Source organism: Clostridioides sp. ES-W-0018-02 (genome assembly GCF_020658175.1).
GTDB lineage: Bacteria > Bacillota > Clostridia > Peptostreptococcales > Peptostreptococcaceae > Clostridioides.
In genome coordinates this window covers 420,023-441,550 of the sequence record NZ_JACVVY010000002.1, presented here as the reverse complement: position 1 = coordinate 441,550, position 21,528 = coordinate 420,023, and the positions used below count along the sequence as shown (strand labels likewise).

Annotated in this window: 16 protein-coding genes; 7 read left to right on the top strand and 9 right to left on the bottom strand. The window is 28.0% G+C overall.

Annotated elements, in window-relative coordinates; genetic code table 11:
• Nucleotides 1-139: 139 nt before the first annotated feature.
• The 9 genes from IC219_RS08420 to IC219_RS08380 all read right to left on the bottom strand — a co-directional run bounded on the left by IC219_RS08420 (nt 140) and on the right by IC219_RS08380 (nt 13,127).
• Complete coding sequence (locus IC219_RS08420; protein WP_227436760.1) at nt 140-778, bottom strand: GntR family transcriptional regulator; 639 nt, start codon at nt 776-778, stop codon at nt 140-142.
• 233 nt (nt 779-1,011) lie between these two features.
• Complete coding sequence (locus tag IC219_RS08415) at nt 1,012-2,877, bottom strand: glycoside hydrolase family 13 protein (protein ID WP_227482952.1); 1,866 nt, start codon at nt 2,875-2,877, stop codon at nt 1,012-1,014.
• Between the two features lie 6 nt (nt 2,878-2,883).
• Nucleotides 2,884-5,304 (bottom strand): glycogen/starch/alpha-glucan phosphorylase, encoded by a 2,421-nt coding sequence (locus tag IC219_RS08410; protein WP_227482953.1) that lies wholly within the window; start codon nt 5,302-5,304, stop codon nt 2,884-2,886.
• A 13-nt stretch (nt 5,305-5,317) separates the two neighbouring features.
• Complete coding sequence (glgA, locus tag IC219_RS08405) at nt 5,318-6,760, bottom strand: glycogen synthase GlgA (protein WP_227482954.1); 1,443 nt, start codon at nt 6,758-6,760, stop codon at nt 5,318-5,320.
• Between the two features lie 28 nt (nt 6,761-6,788).
• Nucleotides 6,789-7,919, bottom strand: coding sequence for a glucose-1-phosphate adenylyltransferase subunit GlgD (gene glgD, locus IC219_RS08400; protein ID WP_227436767.1), 1,131 nt, complete (start codon nt 7,917-7,919; stop codon nt 6,789-6,791).
• A 1-nt stretch (nt 7,920) separates the two neighbouring features.
• The gene (locus IC219_RS08395) at nt 7,921-9,081 is read right to left on the bottom strand and encodes a glucose-1-phosphate adenylyltransferase (protein WP_227436768.1); all 1,161 of its coding nucleotides are present in this window, start codon (nt 9,079-9,081) and stop codon (nt 7,921-7,923) included.
• A 759-nt stretch (nt 9,082-9,840) separates the two neighbouring features.
• Nucleotides 9,841-10,884, bottom strand: a complete 1,044-nt coding sequence (locus tag IC219_RS08390; protein ID WP_227436770.1) for an SPFH domain-containing protein — start codon at nt 10,882-10,884, stop codon at nt 9,841-9,843.
• 20 nt (nt 10,885-10,904) lie between these two features.
• Complete coding sequence (locus tag IC219_RS08385) at nt 10,905-11,351, bottom strand: NfeD family protein (protein WP_227436772.1); 447 nt, start codon at nt 11,349-11,351, stop codon at nt 10,905-10,907.
• A gap of 189 nt (nt 11,352-11,540) precedes the next feature.
• Nucleotides 11,541-13,127: an NAD(P)H-hydrate dehydratase gene (locus IC219_RS08380; protein ID WP_227482955.1), complete on the bottom strand. Its 1,587-nt coding sequence runs from the start codon at nt 13,125-13,127 to the stop codon at nt 11,541-11,543.
• Nucleotides 13,128-13,943: 816 nt separating this feature from the next.
• Between IC219_RS08380 and IC219_RS08375 the strand changes: the two genes are divergently transcribed.
• The 7 genes from IC219_RS08375 to IC219_RS08345 all read left to right on the top strand — a co-directional run bounded on the left by IC219_RS08375 (nt 13,944) and on the right by IC219_RS08345 (nt 21,451).
• Nucleotides 13,944-14,846 (top strand): ABC transporter permease, encoded by a 903-nt coding sequence (locus tag IC219_RS08375; protein WP_227482956.1) that lies wholly within the window; start codon nt 13,944-13,946, stop codon nt 14,844-14,846.
• The gene (locus IC219_RS08370; RefSeq protein WP_227482957.1) at nt 14,833-15,588 is read left to right on the top strand and encodes an ATP-binding cassette domain-containing protein; all 756 of its coding nucleotides are present in this window, start codon (nt 14,833-14,835) and stop codon (nt 15,586-15,588) included. Before IC219_RS08375 ends, IC219_RS08370 begins: the two co-directional genes overlap by 14 nt.
• 153 nt (nt 15,589-15,741) lie before the next feature.
• Nucleotides 15,742-16,779: an ABC transporter substrate-binding protein gene (locus IC219_RS08365; RefSeq protein WP_227482958.1), complete on the top strand. Its 1,038-nt coding sequence runs from the start codon at nt 15,742-15,744 to the stop codon at nt 16,777-16,779.
• Between the two features lie 799 nt (nt 16,780-17,578).
• Nucleotides 17,579-18,481: an ABC transporter permease gene (locus IC219_RS08360; protein WP_227482959.1), complete on the top strand. Its 903-nt coding sequence runs from the start codon at nt 17,579-17,581 to the stop codon at nt 18,479-18,481.
• Nucleotides 18,468-19,223, top strand: a complete 756-nt coding sequence (locus IC219_RS08355; protein WP_227433316.1) for an ABC transporter ATP-binding protein — start codon at nt 18,468-18,470, stop codon at nt 19,221-19,223. Before IC219_RS08360 ends, IC219_RS08355 begins: the two co-directional genes overlap by 14 nt.
• 156 nt (nt 19,224-19,379) lie before the next feature.
• The gene (locus IC219_RS08350; RefSeq protein ID WP_227433317.1) at nt 19,380-20,402 is read left to right on the top strand and encodes a CD0873 family tyrosine ABC transporter substrate-binding lipoprotein; all 1,023 of its coding nucleotides are present in this window, start codon (nt 19,380-19,382) and stop codon (nt 20,400-20,402) included.
• A 32-nt stretch (nt 20,403-20,434) separates the two neighbouring features.
• A complete protein-coding gene (locus tag IC219_RS08345; RefSeq protein WP_227433318.1) occupies nt 20,435-21,451 on the top strand; it encodes an ABC transporter substrate-binding protein in 1,017 nt (338 codons plus the stop codon).
• Nucleotides 21,452-21,528: the final 77 nt, after the last annotated feature.

Genomic DNA, 21,528 nt, shown 5'->3' with positions numbered 1-21,528 from the left:
ATAGTACTACATTAACCTATAAATATCAATATAAAATTAATTGTATTTTTAATTAATTTTATATTGATATTTATATATTAAAAATAATAAAATAATGATAGAATTATAAAAAAATAAGAGAAGCTTTTAAAAGCTTCTCTTATTCCATCTCTGCTATAGGTATCGTTTTCCAATGTTTTCTTAAAATTGCTTCAACATTTTCTGAATCCTTTGCTCTCATAAACTTCACTGCCTCAATATGTTGATTATTGCTGTAAGTTAGCATTTTATACAATTCTTCTTCATTGTCGCTAGTATATGACTTTGACATAAAATTATATCTAAGAGAGTTCAACATATTTATTAACACCTGATTATCTGATTTTGCTATGTATATATCGTGAAATTCATTGCTTAGTTTTAAGTAGTTATTGTAATTTTTATACTTTATAGAGATAGCCATCATTTCTGTTAACTCGTCCATTTTTATTAAATCTGATTCAGTTAAATTTTCTAAAGATGAAGAGCCTGCTAACGCATCTAACATACCAATTACAGAGTATGTGTCTAGTTTTTCCTTTTCCTGAAACTCTTTTACCACAAATCCCTTATTAGGTATCTTTTCTAGTAAATTTTCACCTGCCAACCTCGTTAGTGCTTCCCTTGCTGGTGTTCTACTAACTCCAATAGAGTTACAAATTTCAGATTCAGTAATTCTCTGATTAGCTTCATACTCTCCATTTTGGATTTTTTTTGATATATAGTCATAGACTTGAGTTGTAAGTGGATCTACTTTCATAAGACACTCCTCCATATTAAGATTATAAAAGTTAAATCTCCCTACAACTTCAGTAGAGAGGTTTTGTTTTATCTTACTTATCTATATAATATCATAACTTCTATATTTTTTACACTTCTTTGTATATTTTGAAATACTAAAATTTTTATGATAATTTAAAACAAAAATGTAGCAAAACCTTTGATAAATCAAAATTTTTGCTACATTTTTATTTTTAACTTAAATTATTATACTTAAAATACACTAAAAATAATAAATGATTTAGAATCCATATGGATTTTTAATTCATTGTTTTCTATCTGTATATTTTTATTTATATTTTTAAGATTATACTTTATAGGTATTTCCTCTATAAAGTTACCTTCTATATTTAATGATATATTTTCAGGATTGTTACTTCTATTTATTAAAATCAGTATCCTATCATTATATTCATTAAATCTTATAAATGCAAACACATTGTCATTTTTAGTATATATGAATTCTGTTTCTCCAGAACTTAAAATTTTATTTTTATTTCTGATTTTTATAATATTTTTATAAAAATTTAACATATCTTCATCTTCATTTTTCCATGGATATGTTCTTCTATTGTCTGGGTCTACATCTCCACAAAGACCTGCCTCATCTCCATAGTATATATATGGTACTCCTTCAAAGGTCATCTGCGTAGCTACAGCAAGTTTCATCAAATCTATATCATTATTTAATTCAGTTTTAGCTCTTGTGACATCATGTGTTCCAATTAAATTTAAATTAGACTTAAATGATTCTTCTGGATAATTTTCTTTAATTTGCATATATTTATTGCTAAGTTCATATGAATTAATTTCTCCTTTTAAAAATGAAAACATATTATTTCTAAATGGATATCCCATAACAGAATCTAATTCTTCACCTAATAAATAGCTTCTCCTTTGACCATAACTAATCTTATTTGAGGCATCTTCCCATACTTCCCCTATAAGTATAGAGTCATTATCAGCTTCTTTTAGTTCCTTTCTCAGCTCTCTTATAAACTCAGTTGGCAGTTCATCTGCAACATCCAATCGCCATCCTTTAATCCCCATATTCATCCATTTGTTTATGACACTATCCTTGTCATATATTATATAATCCATATAGCTTTTTTCTAATTCATTTGTATTTGGCAAGGTCTTTATATCCCACCAACTTTTATATTTATGAGGAAATTCTTCAAACACATACCATGAATAATATGGTGATTCTTTTGATTGATATGCACCTAAACTATCATAATTTCCATACATATTAAAATACTTACTATCTGCTCCAGTGTGACTAAAAACACCATCAAGTACTATTGATATATCTTTTTCTTTTGCTTTATCAATTAATTCTTTAAATGTATCTTCATCTCCAAACATAGGGTCAATCTTTTTATAATTTCCTGTGTCATACTTGTGATTACTAGAAGCTTCAAATATAGGACTCAGATATAATATACTCACTCCTAATTTTTTTAGATACCCAAGTTTATTAATTATTCCCCTTAAATTTCCACCATGAAAATCCCATCTTATAATATCCCCTCTATTGTCCTTTATGTACATAGGTATATCGTCCCAATTGCCATATATAAAGCTGTTTTTTTTAGGATTATCAACCTTCCCATTACGATTTCCATTGTTAAATCTATCTACAAATATATGGTAAAGTACTCCTTCTTTGTACCAGTTTGGCACTTTAAAGTCTCTATAAACAGTAATTTGATATTTATTGATATCATTATAATTATATTCACAAGTGTATCCATTTTCTCTATTCTTTCCATAGAATACAGTCTTTTTCTCACCATTTATTTCAGCAATCACTTTAAAATAATAAAAATAAACACCAGTTATATCAAATTTTCCAACCTTACAATAAAAATACTTTCTAAGTGTATTATTGTTTAATTCTTCATTTAAAATTATTGTTTTTGATTCATCTTCTTTGTTTATTTCTAGGGAAATAGACTCAACATTATATCCTTCATTTACTTTGACATTAATCATCAATTCTTCATCAAATTTTAAAGCTCCAAACGGAGCCTTAAAATTTTTATCCCAAGAGTTATATTCTATTATGTTTTGCATTTATAATCACACCCTTTTAAACCAAATGTCTTTTGCATATTCAGAAATTGTTCTATCAGAAGAAAAAAATCCTGAATTAGCTATATTAACCAAAGACATTGTATTCCATTTTTCTTTATCACGATATAGTTTGTTTATATTTGCTTGAGCTTGCCCATAATTTTCAAAATCCCTCAATACAAAGTATTCATCATTGTAAGTGGTAAGTGAATTATAAATACTTCTACCTTCTTCACCTAGGTTAGGAATAAATCCATTTATTAAGTCATCTACTACTCTTTTTATATCCATGTTAGAATGATACAAATCAAGTGAAGAATATCCACCAAACTTATTATAATTAAGTACTTGCTCTGCACTAAGTCCAAATAAAAACATATTTTCTTTTCCTACTTGTTCACATATTTCTACATTTGCACCATCTAATGTTGCTAAAGTTATAGCACCATTCATCATAAACTTCATATTACTTGTTCCTGATGCTTCTTTTGTTGTCGTTGAAATTTGTTCACTCACATTTGCTGCTGGTATTATTATCTCTGCTAATGATACACCATAGTTCTCTATAAATACGACTTTTAACTTGTCCTTTACTCTAACATCATTATTTATAGTACTTGCAACTGAATTTATAAATTTAATTATGCACTTGGCTAAATAATATCCTGGTGCAGCTTTTGCTCCAAATATAAAAGTTCTTGGGTCAATATTTAAATTAGGATTGTCAAGTAATTCATGATACATATGGAGTACATTAAAAATATTCAATAGCTGCCTTTTATAAGCATGCAACCTCTTAACCTGAACATCAAATATAGAATTAGGGTCGATATTTAAATCGTATTTATCATTTATAAAATTTGCTAAATTTACTTTATTATTGTATTTTATATCATCAAGTCTTTTTAAAACAGAAGAATCATTTTTAAATTTTTCAATATTCTTTAGCTGTAAAGTATCTGTTTTCCATGAATCACCAATTAAATCTGTTATTAAATTGCTAAGTTGCGGATTTGAACTTATAAGCCATCTTCTATGTGCAATTCCATTAGTTTTATTGTTAAATTTATTTGGTTCGTCTTGATAAAAATCTTTTAAAACTTCTGTTTCAAGAATTTGAGTATGAAGCTTAGCAACTCCATTTACACTGTGACTTGTTACAATACATAAATTTGCCATATTTATGTTGTCCCAGTCTATTATACTCATTCTTCTTATTTTATCTTGGTCATATCCTTTATTATTTAATTCTTCTACATACCTTCTGTTTATTTCTTCTATTATCATATAAATTCTTGGTAATAACTCTTTTATCATACTTACAGGCCACTTTTCCATTGCTTCTGACATTATAGTATGATTAGTATAAGATACTGTTTTTTTAGTTATCTGCCATGCTTCATCCCAAGATAAGCCTTCTTCATCAAGTAAAATTCTCATAAGTTCTGGTATACACAAGGTAGGATGTGTATCATTTATATGAATTGCCACCTTATCAAATAAATTACTGATGTTTAGTTTATTCTTTTTATACTTCCTTATTATATCTTGTACACCTGCACTTACAAAGAAATACTCTTGCTTCAGTCTCAATAATTTTCCTGCATAATTTGAATCATCAGGATACAACACCTGTGAAATTTCTTCAGTATAGTACTTGTGTTTTAGGGCCTCTTCATAACTTCCTGAATAATTTAGAGCATTTGAAGTAAGTTCTCCAAAGTCTCTTTTTGGTATCTCACTTTTAAATAATCTTAAAGTATTGATACACTGATTCTGGTATCCGATTATTGGTATATCATAAGGCATTGCCATTACAGGAAGATAGTTTTTATGGACTACTTTTAAATGGTTTCCCTCCTTAATCAACTCTACTTCTCCACCAAACTTTACCATCGTCGCTTCATTTGGTCTTACAGTTTCCCATGCATAACGTCCTTCTGTAAGCCAGTTATCAGGTACTTCGACCTGATAACCATTTACAAATTTTTGTTCAAATAAACCATATTTATATCTAATTCCATATCCTTGACCACTTATGTTCAAAGATGCCATAGAATCTAAAAAACATGCTGCTAATCTTCCAAGACCACCATTCCCTATAGCTGGGTCTACCTCAGCTTTGATTAAATCATCTAAGTTAATTCCTAATTCTAGTAATCCTTCTCTAACTTCTTCTTCAATATTTAAATTTAGTAAATTAGATTTTAATTGTCTTCCTATTAAAAACTCTAGACTAAAATAATAAACCTCTTTTTTCTTATCTAATTTCGTAGCAACCCATTTTTTTGCTATTTCATCTTTCAGTAGACTACATAATACATTTAACAATTGTTCATCAGTAGCTTCCTTGATAGACTGTGCATATAAGCTATACATTTTCACTTCAAATTTTTGCTTGAATTTCTTTTTGCTTATTGTTACCAAAAAAACCACTCCTTTAATCACATATGTCTCTATATGTTTCTATATACTCCTTAGCTGATTTTTTCCAACTATTATCAGTATTCATTGCATTTTCAACTACTTTAATCCATTTTTCTTTATCTTTAAAAACTTTAATTGCATTTTGCAAACAGAAAAACATCTCATGAGCATTGTAATTTTTAAAACTAAATCCATTACCTTCTCCAGTAAATTGATTGTAAGGTATTACAGTATCTTTAAGTCCTCCAGTTTCTCTAACTACTGGTAAAGAACCATATCTCATAGCTAGCATTTGACCTATACCACAAGGTTCAAATAGTGATGGCATCAAGAATATATCACTTGCAGCATAAATTTGTTGAGCCAACGATGCATTGAATGTAATTCTAGCAGATACTTTATCTGAAAAATTAGAATCATAATAATTAAACATTGATTGATATTGATGTTCCCCAGTTCCTAAAATGACAATTTGTAAATTTTCCCTCATAAGCTCAGGCATCATATAGGCTATTAAATCAAATCCTTTTTGAGAAACTAGTCTTGAAACTATCCCTATTAATGGAATAGATGAATCCTTTTTTAATCCTAATATATCTTGTAATCTTAATTTATTTTCCAATTTTTTCTCAATAGAATTTACATTGTAATTGACAAATATATCCTTATCTTTCTCAGGGTTATTCAGGTCATAATCTATGCCATTTAATATCCCTTTTAATTTGCCTGATTCCTTTCTAAGTAAACCATCTAATTGTTCTCCATAAAAAGATGTTTGTATCTCATTTGCATAAGTAGGACTAACAGTTATAACTTTATCTGCAAAATTTATTCCAGCTTTCATAAAATTTATTGAACCATAATACTCTATATCTCCATTATCAAAATATTTTTCAGGTAAATCTAATATATCATTTAAGACATACTTATCAAATACACCTTGATATTGTAGATTATGTATAGTATACATAGTTTTTATATTTTTATACCCCTCAAGGGTTGCATATCTCTCTTTTAAAATTAATGGTAACATACCTGTGTGCCAATCATTTATATGTATTACATCTGGATAAAAGTCAATTCTACTTATAGCTTCTAAGACAGCATCTGTAAAGAATGTATATCTTTCTGCATCATCTCCATACCCATAAATACTCTTTCTCTCATCTTCTCTTCTAAAATAAAATTCATTGTCTATAAAATAAAATTTAACACCATCTAGTTCCATTTCTAAAAGACCACAATATTGATTTCTCCATCCAACGCGTACACTAAAAACGGCTATTTCTTTTAATTGATCTTTTAAATAACTTGGTATAGTTGAATATTTAGGCATTATTACCCTTACATCTACACCTTCTTTTTTTAATTCTTTAGGCAATGCATAAGATACATCTCCTAATCCTCCAGTTTTAGCAAAGGGCCAACACTCTGCTGTTACATAAAAAACCTTCACTAGCTATTCCCCCTTCTAAAAAATATTTTTATATATTCGTATTTTTTTCTACTACAATAGGATATTTTTCATCTCCTTTTAACTCTTTTCCTTTTGATACACTTGTATTTTTATCTAGTATTGCATTATATAGTTTTGCATTTGACTTTATTACACAATTTTGCATTACTATTGAGTTTTCTATAACTGTTCCTTTTTCAACATTAACTTTTCTAAATATAATGCTATCTTTTACAGTACCTTCTATTAAGCAACCTGATGCTATAAAACTATTTTCTACCTTTGCACTATCTGTGTAAATTGTAGGTGACTCATTCTTTTCTTTAGTAAATATTTTTCTTTCAGAATACAGTAATTCATCAGCCACTTCTATTTCTAATAAATCTTTGCTCATTTGAAAATATGATTCAACAGAATTTACACATTTCAAATATCCTGTATACTCATAAGCTCCTATTTTCATATTTTCTGCTTCTTCAACAATGAACTCTTCTAAATAACAATAATTCCCTTTATTTACAATATTATATATACATTCTACAAAATCTTCACGTTTCATAATATATGTTTCCATACATATATTTGCTCTAGGGAATTTTCCTAAATTATTTCCTACATTTATTACTCTGTTATTACTATCTAAGTTTAAGGTTAGATTACCAGCAAAATCTTTATTTGCATTGTTTACATTTTTATATATTATAGTTATATCATTATGAGATTTTTTATGGTACTCCAAAGCCTGAGAGTAATCTAGGTTACATAACATATAACTTGGAGCTATTAAAATGTATTCTTCTTCACTTTTCTCTATATAATCAAGATTAGCTAGTATTGTGTATATATCTCCTTCTCTATGTGAGTAAGTATTTCTATACTTAGTATTTTCTGGGCTAAAAATTGATAAACCGCCCTTTTTTCTACTTAAATCCCAATCTTTTCCACTACCTATATGGTCTGTCAATGATCTATACTTTTCTTTTGCGAATATTCCAACTTTTGTGATTCCTGAATTTATCATATTAGATAGAGCAAAGTCTATTATTCTATATCTTCCAGCTATTGGTGTAGAAGCTATCGGTCTTCCATAATTAAGTTTATTTATTGCAGGGTCTCCTTTTTTGTTTAAATTTATTATACCTAAACATTCATTTCTCATCTTAAAGACCTCCTTCTATTAATACGCATCTAGGCTCTATATTTTCATATTCAGAAACTACATTTATCTCATTATTTACATTTTTTATCTGAACATTGTCATTTATAGTTGCACATTCACCTATCATAGCTTTTTCTATAGTTACATTTTCTCCTATTACAACATTTGGCATGATTACTGAATCAATTACTTTACTTCCTTTTCCAACAACAACTCCATGTGATAATACAGAGTTTCCTACTTCTCCTAAAATTCTACAACCATCAGCTATCATTGATCTATGAACATTTGCACTTTTGCCTATATATTGAGGAGGCATTGCCATTGTATTTGTATATATCTTCCATTTAGGGTCTGATAAATCCAGTGTTTCTGGAGATTTAATTATATCCATATTTGCATCCCATAAACTTTGTATAGTTCCTACGTCTCTCCAATACCCCTTAAATGGATATGCATACATTCCAACATTATCCTCTAACATTTTAGGTATTAAATTCTTTCCAAAATCATCATAATTTATATCTGAATTTTTTTCTGCTTCTTTAAAATAACTTCTCAACATTTTCCAATCAAATATGTATACTCCCATAGATGCCAAATTACTTTTAGGTTCACCTGGCTTTTCTTCAAATTCATAAATACTTGAATCTTCATTTGTATTCATTATGCCAAATCTAGAAGCTTCATCCCAAGGTACTTCAATTACTGCAATCGTAGCCTTAGAGCCTTTTTCTTTATGAAATTTTAGCATTTTACTATAATCCATCTTATATATATGGTCACCAGATAATATTAATACATATTCTGGATTATAGGTATCTACAAAATCCATATTCTGATATATAGCATGTGCTGTACCATTATACCAATTTCCCTCTTTTTCATTCATAAATGGTTGTAATACATATACTCCACCATTTATTCTGTCTAAATCCCAATGACTTCCCATACCTATATGAGAATTTAATATCAGTGGTCTATATTGAGTTAAAACACCTACAGTATCTATACCAGAATTTGAACAATTACTTAAAACAAAGTCAATAATTCTGTACTTTCCTCCAAATGATACAGCTGGTTTTGCAATTCTCTTTGTGAAAACTCCAAGTCTTGAACCTTGCCCCCCTGCCAAAATCATAGCTAACATCTCTTTTTTCATTTAATGACACTCCCCTCATCTAGTAATTAATATTTATAATTGCATTTTTACCTTTATAAACTTTTAGTCAATAAATGTTGTGTATAAATTTTGCCCAAATGATAATGTAATAAGAGTAAAATAATATAAACTATACAATTTCTATAATGTATACCCCATAATTACTTTATTGAAGTATACATTATTTTCCATAAGTGCTATAGTACTTATAATATTCAATTCCTAGTTAGAAAATAATATAAACATTTATTTTATAGATATAAAAAATATTTTTTATAAATCAATTTATATCATACAAACGTACTTAAATTTTTATGCTTTTTTGATTTGATAATAATAGAACATAATATGACATGATTATCTAAAAATCTTTAAATAATTACTAGCTAATTTTATTTTTTGTTATTTGCTCATCTATGATTAAATCATTGAATTATAAAATTTTAGTTCTATTGTTAGACATATTCATTATGTTTGATATTTTTATAACTATATATGTTATCAATATAAATATCCAAATTAAAGTTACTTTCTTTTCCTATATGTTTTATTTAATATTATATAACACTTTTTACATTAGTAAAGGGTAAATTGTATAAAAATTCTGTTAATTTATTTTTAAAATCGCGTTTTATAAATAAAAACAAAGAAGAAGACCTAAAAAACTATAAGTCTTCTTCTTTTCAATGTGCATTCTATACTATATTTAATTAATTCGACATTTAATTTCCATTTCCTTCCTACTATAAAAAAACTCTTTTATTTTTTTAATGAATCATTTCCACTAAATGCATCTTTTACATCTAATATATCATTTTTATCATCACTCATGACTTCTTTTATTCCTTTGAATGTTCCTAAGAAATTAACTGCTTCTGAAGGTAAAACCAATTTTGTTGACTTACCTTCAGCCATTTTTTCAAGTGCTTCCATAGATTTTAATGCTAAGATATTATTGTCAATGTCAGACTCTTTCATAGCTGAAAATACTAATTTCAAACCTTCTGCAGTAGCCATTTGAGTTCTTTTAATCATTTCAGCTTCACCTTGTGCTTTAGCAATAGCTGTTTGTCTTATAGCCTCAGCTTCACCTTCTGCTACCAATATAGCAGACTCTTTTTCTCCTTCTGCTACACGTACCATAGCTTCTTTTCTTGCTTCTGCTGTTAATATAGCAGATTGTTTTTCTCCTTCTGCTTGTAATATAGCAGCTGACTTATTACCTTCTGCTTGAAGTATTGCTTCTCTTCTTTCTCTTTCCGCTCTCATTTGCTTTTCCATCGCAACTTGAATATCATGAGGAGGCATTATGTTCTTTAACTCTACTCTATTTACTTTTATTCCCCATTTATCTGTTGCTTCATCAAGGATTGTTCTCATTTTTACATTTATTATATCTCTTGATGTTAGTGTTTCATCTAAATCAAGTTCACCAATTATATTTCTTAAAGTTGTAGCTGTTAGATTTTCAATAGCAGCTATTGGATTTGCTATTTCAAATACATATCTAACTGGGTCTGTAACTTTATAATATACAACTGTATCAATCTGCATAGTTACATTATCTTTAGTTATAACTGGCTGAGGTGGGAAATCTATTACAATTTCTCTCAAGTCAATCACATATGCCATTTTATCTAAAAATGGTATCAAGAAATGTACTCCTGTTTCAGCCACTTTTTGAAACTTACCAAGTCGCATTATTATACCTACTTTAGATTGTTTTATTACTCTTATACAAGTTAAACTTATTGCTACTACTACTATTATTAATACAATACTTAAAACAACTTTCATGCCCATAAATATATCCTCCTTTTATTTTATTGATTCGTCACACTAGTTGCAGAATTTACTTTTTTAACAACTAGTTTTACCCCTTCTATTTTTAATACTTCTACTGTAGAACCCTTATCAATCTTTTCATCATCTATAGAAATAGCAGTCCATGTTTCATGTTCAACTACAACTAAACCAGTTTGATTTGGAGAAATTTCCTCTGTAACAACACCTTTTTTAGATATCATTGCTTGTAAATTGGTGTTAGATTTATAAGTTTTATCTTTTTTTACAATTTTCTTAGTAGCTACAACTAACATAGCTATAGAAATTACAGCAAATATTAAAACTTGTAAAAATATACTCTTTATAAAAGTACTTAAAAATATAAGTATTACTGCTCCCACACTAAACCATATTAGTGTTAAGCTTGGAGTCAACATTTCTGCTATTCCAAATAAGACTGCTACTATTAACCATATCAACTTCATACTATCTACCCTCTTTTCATATGAATTATCAAACACTATATAAATCATATTCTTTATACAATATATTTGAATATGATTTTAAACAATCAACCAAAAACCAATAAAATAAGTCAATTTGAGATTAATTTAATAGTATTATATCAGCATACTTTGTTAAAGTTGTTACAAAGTAGTATCAAATATTAGTAATTAAATAATCAAAAACTTGTTCATTGTTAACGAAATGTTACTTATTAAATCTGTTGCATTTACTGTATACATACTTTTTCCTAACTTATCTCCTATATAACCATGTACATATGCTCCACTCACTGTAGCTTCAAGTATATCCATACCTTGACCTACAAAAGAAGTAATCATACCAAGTAAACAGTCTCCCATTCCACCAGTTGCCATACAACTATTTCCTGTAGGATTTATATATGTTTCTTTACCATCTGTTATGATAGTTTGATATCCTTTTAAAAGGACAACTACATTGTATTTTTGAGCAAATTCTTTTGCCACATCTACTCTATGTTCTCTTATATACCCAATTGAGTCACCTGTCAACCTGGCCATTTCTCCCAGATGTGGAGTAATTACAAACTTATTTTTCCACTCTAAAAACTTATAGCATCTATCCTTCATAACATTTAATCCATCTGCATCCAATATTATTGGACAACTAGAGTTTTCTACTACTCTAAGTAATCTCTCAAAAGTTTTGTGATTATCTCCCATTCCTGGACCAAAACCAATTGCATTGCTAGAGCTCAATAGTTTATCAACTCTCTCTTCTTCAAAATTTACAGTCATTGCTTCAGTGAGTCTAATAGATACTTTTTCTTGTACATCTTTACTACTAATCAAAGTTACAAGACCACTTCCACTTTTAACAGCAGATTCAGTTGCTATGAAACTAGCCCCATAAAATCCTTTTGAGCCTGCAACTATAGATACTTTTCCAAAATCACTTTTAAATCCATTCTTATCTCTTCTTCTAATATTATTTTTTACAAAACTCTCATCAGTTATGAATTCATCATTATGGTATTTTCTTGTAATAAAATCTGGAATACCTATTTTTTCTACAATTACATCCCCAATAAGTGAGTTTACATCATAATTTAAAAAACCTCTTTTATAAAACTCAAAACTAATTGTTTTTTTTGCTTTAATACAAATTCCAAGTATACTTCCTTTGTCACTATCTATACCAGATGGTATATCTATAGAATATGTATTTTTGCTGTTATCATTTACTATATCAATTACTTCTTTAAAAATACCAGTTATTTCTCTCTTTAGTCCTGTTCCAAATATTGCATCTATTACAACATCACTTTTAGATACTGCTTCCTTAAACATTGTTAAATTTTTATTTTTAATTATACTCTGTTTTTCTGTTTCAATAATTTTATCTACTTTATTTTTATTTATATAGTCATTATATTCCTCGCTTAAATCATTTTTATCAATATTTATAATATTAATCCCCATATTTAAAAGTATATTATAATTGATTTTAGAACATTCACTTAGTTTCTTGATATTACCAATTAAAAAGACATTTACATTTTTTTCTTTTAGCTTTAAATGTCTTGCTATTCCAAGACCATCTCCACCATTATTTCCAACACCACATACAATTGTATAATCATTATATATATCTATATCCATGTTTCTCATTGCAGATATTACTGCATTTTCCATCAATACAATCATTGGAATTCCCAATTCTTCTACGCATGCATTATCAACACTTCTACTTAAATTCGCTGTACCTATCAACACATATCATCACTCCTATAAAATTAAATACTTCCTAAAATATTTAAATAAAAACATATAAATATCTACTGAAGTCTTTTTAATCTTGTAAACATCTTGAATAAAAACATCAAAAATAAGATTCCTAAAAATAATTAAAAAAATAATAAAAATTCTGAATTGAAATAATCATTCAATTTATTATATCATATAATTTTGGTCATTATATTACTTCAAAATCTATTTTCATTAATTCTATAAAAAGTTTACCTTTTGCTCAATTTGTTTCTAAAATCCAAATGAATTTTAATTTTTATTTATAAATTAAAATTTAAGAAAACTACCCAATCCTATACATAAAACTTTTTTTATTCGAACTCAATTTTCTGACAATTTAATAATTTTTCAAAATTTATTGTTGACTTTTATTTTTTACTGTATTAAACTAATTACTATACAAAATATAAAACAAAATTTTCAAAATTATTAAATTAAAAGGAGAGGTAAATATGAAGACTTTATTAAACAAACAAGTACGATTTTTTAGTAGCCAATTTAGTTAGGGTTTGTAGCTAAGTTAAGACAAATTGTCATAACATAGATACAGACCCCTTAGGATTACCATTTTTAAGGATTGTATCTATGTTGGCTATAGTGATTGTTGTTAAAGTTTTTATTTTATCATCATATTATAGAGAGCCACATGGATTATACTGTGTGGCTCATTCGTGTTTTTGCCATACAGTTATATGTACTGTGTGGTTTTTTTATATCCAAAATTTAATTTTCAATTATATTTAAAAAATTATTTTAAAATATTTTCAAAGGGGTGTTTTATTTATGTCAGGTATTATATCTGTAATGACGCAAAGTTTAATTTTATCAATCATGGCACTGGGGGTTTATATAACTTACAAAATCTTAGATTTTCCCGATATGTCTGCTGATGGTAGCTACACAATGGGAGCTTCTATTGTAGCATTTTCTCTTACTAATGGGATTTCTCCTATAGTAGCAACTTTAATGGCTATTTTATGTGGTTGTATTGCTGGTCTTGTAACTGGTATACTTCACATTAAATTTAAAATATCTAACTTACTTTCTGGTATTTTAGTTATGGGAATGCTCTACTCTATCAACCTAAGAATAATGGGAAAATCAAATATCCCACTATTTAGTTTTAAACATTTATTCAATGGAGAAATATCTCCTATAGTTTTAGCTCTAGCATTTGTACTTATCTGTAAAGTACTTTTGGATTTATTCTTAAAGACAGGTCTTGGATACACTCTAAAAGGTGTTGGTGACAACTCTCAAATGATTAAATCTTTGGGTATAAACATCGGTTCTATAAAAATATTAGGGCTTATGATTTCAAATGGACTTATAGCTTTATCTGGTAGTTTGATGGCTCAATTCTTAGGATTCTCAGACGTAAATATGGGTATCGGAACTTTAGTACTTGGAATTGCATCTATCATAATTGGTATTACATTATTTAAGAAATTTACTTTTATTAAAAATACTACTGCAATAATTGTTGGTTCTTTCATATACCAATTCACTATATACTTTGCAATGAGTTTAGGTATGTTATCAACTGATTTAAAACTAATAACTGCCATAGTTATAATAGCTTTCTTAGCTACTGGTAACTTAAATATCTCACTAAAAAAAAACAAGTGCAAGGCTAGTACCAAAAATAAATCTGAAAAAAGAGGTGTTATAGATGTTACAAATTAAAAATATTTCAAAGAGTTTCCCAAATCCATATGGTCAACCTAATACTATATTTGAAAATTTATCCCTTAGTATAGAAGACGGTGAATTTGTAAGTATCATAGGTAGTAATGGAACTGGTAAATCTACTTTATTAAATATAATATCGGGATTATTAAAAGAATCCTCTGGTGAAATCACTCTAGATAATACTAATATAACAAATTTAGCTGAACACAAAAGAACTCAAATAGTAAGTAGAGTTTTTCAAGACCCAAGCTTAGGAACTTGTCCTTCTATGACAGTTAGAGAAAATTTATCTTTGGCTCTTAATAAGGGGAATTTGCTAAATTTAAAGAGATGTCTTCGTCATAAAACAAATGACTTAGAACACTTACTTGAAGGAATTTCTCTAGATTTAAAAAAATACTTAGATATCAAAGTACAATATCTTTCAGGAGGTCAAAGACAATCACTTTCACTAATTATGTCTAGTTTAGCAAGCCCTAAGGTTCTATTATTAGATGAGCATACAGCAGCACTTGACCCAAAGACATCAAATGAAGTAATTGAATTAACTGATAAAATTATAAGAGAAAAAAATATAACTACACTTATGGTAACTCACAACTTAAAGCATGCACTTCAATATGGAGATAGATTGATAATGCTCCATAAAGGTGAAGTGGTCTTAGATGTAAAGGGAAAAGAAAAAGAAGAATTAACAGTTGAAGAAATCTTAGAAAAATTTGAATATGCTGTTTAAAAGTATGTATTATGATAATTTAATTTTAGCTTAGTTACAAATTAGTTTATTTATAAAATAATTGTAAAATCATAATATTTTTAGCAATACTACAACCATTCATATGAATATATGAACATATATAATAATAAAATTTTTGAGGGGGATATAAAAATGATTAATAAAAAAAGATTGGTAAGTTTAATTTTAGCTGGTACTCTTGGAATATCTATGCTCACTGGATGTTCTCAAAATGGAGGCTCAGATGCTTCAAAAGACAATGAAAAAACAGACAAGAAAGAAATAAAAAATATAGGAATCACTCAATTAGTAGAACATCCATCTTTAGATAAGGCAAAACAGGGATTCATAAAAGCACTAGAAGATAAAGGTTATAAGGATGGAGATAATATAAAAATAGACTTCCAAAATGCACAAAATGATATGCCTACTACACAAAGTATTGCAAGTAAATTCGTATCTGATAAAAAAGATTTGATATATGCTATATCTACACCTTCAGCTCAAGCAGCTTATAATGCTACTAAAGATATACCTATAATCATGACTGCTGTTACAGACCCTGTAGAGGCTGGCTTGGTTAAATCTCTTGAAAAACCAGGTGGAAACGTTTCAGGTACATCAGATTATCTTTCAATTGATAAAACACTTGAATTGGTTAAAACTTTAACTCCAAAAGCAAAGAAAATAGGCGTTATATACAATACTAGTGAAGTTAATTCAAAAATACAAGTTGATTCTCTACATGATTATGCTAAGAAAAATAATTATGAAGTTGTTGAAAAAGGAATCAGTTCTTCAAGTGAAGTTAACCAAGCTATTTCTAGTTTAGTTGGCAAAATAGATGTTTTATATGTTCCTACTGATAATTTAATAGTTTCTTCTATGCCTATAGTTTCTAAAGTAGCTAACGAAAACAAAATACCTATAATAGCTTCTGAAGAAGGCTCTGTATCATCTGGTGCTTTAGCTTGTTGTGGAATAGACTATGAAAAACTAGGTTACAAGGCTGGAGAACTTGCTATTGAAGTGTTAGAGGGTAAATCTGTTGGTGATATACCTGTTGCTATGTTAGATGAAACTGAAATAATAATCAATGAAGATACACTAAAAGCACTTGACATGCAAAAGCTATCAGCAGATAATATAAAGTATATAAAGTCAGATAAAAATGCAAAATCTGCAGAGTAAAATGTAGTAAATTCAAAAAAGTAGGTAATATGAAAACTTTATATAGTAAGTACTCTTATCCACCCTAACCCTTTGAAAATTGTACTTATTGTAGCAATTTATTGCATATAAAGTTATTCATTTTCCATAAAGTCGTCTATTTTGACGACAGATTATGAAAGTTATATAACTTTCTAATCATTATTTGAGCTGTCTAAATAGAAATTTAAATTTCTTAGACAGCTTTTTTTTATAAATTTTAATATCTACAGCTTTATCTTCATTCCACATTTTTCTTTAATTAAATATTTTTTCACAAAATTCCCATTCAATTTATAAGTTTAGGATAACGTTTTTTCCAATTGATACATTTTCTTTTAAAAATTCCAAGTATACACTATGTAGTATCTTAATTAAATTTAGCAGTTGACTTTTATTATTGTATAATTTATAATTTATAACAAGTCAAGAATACATATAATTTTCTGACTAATTAAAATATTAAAAGGGAGAGATAATTATGAATACTTTATTAAACAATAAAAAATATTATTATTACTATAGCCACTATTTCTAGGGTTTGTACCTACGTTTTAACATAGATACAGACCCCTTAAGACTAGCAAAACTTTGGGATTGTATCTATGTAGGCTATATTGTTTATAGAGTTTTCATTTAACTATATAAGAGCCACATAGATTATACTATGTGGCTTATTCGTGTTTTTACCACATAGTTGTTTATACTATGTGGTTTTTTTATATACAAAATTAACAAATAATTAAAATTATAAAAATATTTTTAAAGGAGTGTTTTATTTATGTCAGGTATTATATCTGTAATGACGCAAAGTTTAATTTTATCAATCATGGCACTGGGGGTTTATATAACTTACAAAATCTTAGATTTTCCCGATATGTCTGCTGATGGTAGCTACACAATGGGAGCTTCTATTGTAGCATTTTCTCTTACTAATGGGATTTCTCCTATAGTAGCAACTTTAATGGCTATTTTATGTGGTTGTATTGCTGGTCTTGTAACTGGTATACTTCACATTAAATTTAAAATATCTAACTTACTTTCTGGTATTTTAGTTATGGGAATGCTCTACTCTATCAACCTAAGAATAATGGGAAAATCAAATATCCCACTATTTAGTTTTAAGCATTTATTCAATGGAGAAATATCTCCTATAGTTTTAGCTCTAGCATTTGTACTTATCTGTAAAGTACTTTTGGATTTATTCTTAAAGACAGGTCTTGGATACACTCTAAAAGGTGTTGGTGACAACTCTCAAATGATTAAATCTTTGGGTATAAACATCGGTTCTATAAAAATATTAGGGCTTATGATTTCAAATGGACTTATAGCTTTATCTGGTAGTTTGATGGCTCAATTCTTAGGATTCTCAGATGTAAATATGGGTATCGGAACTTTAGTACTTGGAATTGCTTCTATCATAATTGGTATTACATTATTTAAGAAATTCACTTTCATTAAAAATACTACTGCAATAATTGTTGGTTCTTTCATATACCAATTCACTATATACTTTGCAATGAGTTTAGGTATGTTATCAACTGATTTAAAACTGATAACTGCCATAGTTATAATAGCTTTCTTAGCTACTGGTAACTTAAATATCTCACTAAAAAAAAACAAGTACAAGGCTAGTACCAAAAATAAATCTGAAAAAAGAGGTGTTATAGATGTTACAAATTAAAAATCTTTCAAAGAGTTTCCCAAATCCATACGGTCAACCTAATACTATATTTGAAAATTTATCAATTGACATAGAAGACGGTGAATTTGTAAGTATCATAGGTAGCAATGGAACTGGTAAATCCACTTTATTAAATATAATATCGGGTCTTATAAAAGAATCTTCTGGTCAAGTATTATTAAATAAACACAATTTATCTAATTTGGCTGAACATAGAAGAACTCAAATAGTAAGTAGAGTTTTTCAAGACCCAAGTTTAGGAACTTGTCCCTCTATGACAGTTAGAGAAAATTTATCTTTGGCTCTTAATAAAGGTAAGTTATTAAATCTAAAAAAATGTCTTCGTTATAAAAGAGATTTTCTAGAAAATTTATTAGAAGGAGTTTCTCTAGATTTAAAAAAATACCTAGACGTACAAGTACAATTTTTATCAGGAGGTCAAAGACAATCACTTTCACTAATTATGTCATGCTTAACAAGTCCTTCAGTTTTATTACTTGATGAGCATACAGCAGCTCTTGACCCAAAGACATCAAATGAGGTAATTGAATTAACCGATAAAATTGTAAGAGAAAAAAATATAACTACACTTATGGTAACTCACAACTTAAAGCATGCTCTTCAATATGGAGATAGATTAATTATGCTCCATAAAGGTGAAGTGGTCTTAGATGTAAAGGGAAAAGAAAAAGAAGAATTAACAGTTGAAGAAATCTTAGAAAAATTTGAATATGCTGTTTAAAAGTATATATTATGATAATTTAATTTTAGCTTACTTACAAATTAGTTTATTTATAAAATAATTTTAAAGTCATAATATTTTTAGCAATACTACAACCATTCATATGAATATATGAACATATATAATAATAAAAAAATTTTTGAGGGGGATATAAAAATGATTAATAAAAAAAGATTGGTAAGTTTAATTTTAGCTGGTGCTCTTGGAATATCTATGCTTACAGGATGTTCACAAGGTGGAGACTCTAGCAATTCTAAACAAGAAAATAACTCTAAAGACAAAGAAGTTAAAAAAATTGGTATAACTCAATTGGTTGAACATCCAGCATTAGATGCTACTAAAACAGGATTTGTAAAAGCCTTAGAAAAAAATGGATTTAAAGATGGAGAAAATATTGATATAGATTTCCAAAATGCTCAAAATGATATGCCTACTACACAAAGTATTGCAAGTAAATTTGCATCTGATAAAAAGGACTTAATATTTGCAATATCTACTCCATCTGCTCAAGCAGCTTATAATGCAACTAAGGATATACCTATACTTATAACTGCTGTCAGTGACCCTGTCGCTGCTGGCTTAGTTAAATCAATTGAAAAACCAGGTGGAAATGTATCTGGAACATCAGACTTTGTTTCTGTAGAAAAAGGATTAGAACTACTTAAAATATTTGCTCCTAAAGCAAAGACTATAGGAGTTATGTACAATACTAGTGAAGTTAATTCAAAAGTTCAAGTTGATGCTTTAAAAGAATATGCTTCTAAAAATGGTTTTAAAGTTGTTGAAAAAGGAATAACTACTTCAAATGAAGTCAATCAGGGAATTTCTAGCTTAGTTGGTAAGATAGATGTTTTATATGTTCCTACTGACAACTTAGTAGCTTCTTCTATGCCAATAGTTTCTAAAATAGCTACTGAAAATAAGATTCCAGTTATAGCAGCTGAATCTGGTCCAGTTGAAAAAGGTGCTCTTGCTTGTCAAGGTATAAACTATGAAAAACTTGGTTACAAAACAGGTGAAATGGCTGTTAAAATTTTAAATGGTGAATCAGTTTCTGATATGCCTGTAGCTACATCAGATGATACAGATATCATTGTTAATGAAGATATACTAAAAGCTTTAGGTATGGAAAAACCTTCTAATGAAAATATTTCTTATGTAAAAACTAAACAAGAATAAATATAATAGATTTTTATGAGGGAGTGGTCAAAATGAAGTCCAGTAAGTTGATAAATTTAATTTTAATTGGTGTTCTTAGTGTATCTACCATTACAGGTTGTTCTAAAAATAATGAAGGTGAGTCAAATAAATCATCTGATAAAAATAATGAAATTAAAAAAATTGGTATTACTCAATTAGTTGAGCATCAAGCTTTAGATGCATCCAGAGAAGGATTCATTAAAGCTCTAGAAGATAATGGATTTAAAGATGGTAAAAATATAGAAATAGATTATCAAAATGCTCAAAATGATATGCCTACTACACAAACTATAGCTAGTAAATTTGTTTCTGATAAAAAAGATTTGATATTTGCTATATCTACTCCATCTGCTCAGGCATCATACAATGCTACTAAAGATATACCTATACTTATAACTGCTGTAACTGACCCTGTTTCAGCTGGATTTGCAGATTCTTTAGATAAACCAGGTAAAAATGTTTCTGGAACTTCTAATTTTACACCTATTGATAAGAGTTTAAAGGCTCTTGATATACTAATCCCACAAGCAAAGACTATAGGTGTTATATATAATACTAGTGAGGTAAATTCTAAAGTTCAAGTTGATAACTTGAAGAAATATGCAAATGATAAAGGTCTTAAAGTTGTTGAAAAAGGAATTAGTTCTTCTAGTGAAATAAATCAAGCTGCTTCTAGTTTAATGGGTAGCGTAGATGTTATTTATGCTCCTACAGATAATTTACTTGCATCTTCTATGCCTATCGTTTCTCAACTTGCTACTAAAAATAAAATACCTATAATAGCTGCAGAGGAAGGTATGGTAAAAGGTGGAGCATTAGCTTGCCAAGGTATAGATTATGAAAAATTAGGTTATAAGACTGGTGAGATGGCTGTTAAGGTCCTAAAAGGAGAATCTAAAGTTTCAGATATGCCTATAACAAGTTTAGAAGAAACTAATTTAATTATTAATGAAGATACTCTAAAGGCACTTTCTCTAGATAAACCTTCTGACAAGAACATAGTTTATATTAAAACTGAAAATAAATAATTTGACCACTCTAATTAATATAAAATATGAAAATAAAGTAAAATTTAATGATATTTTTATATACAATCAATATGCCT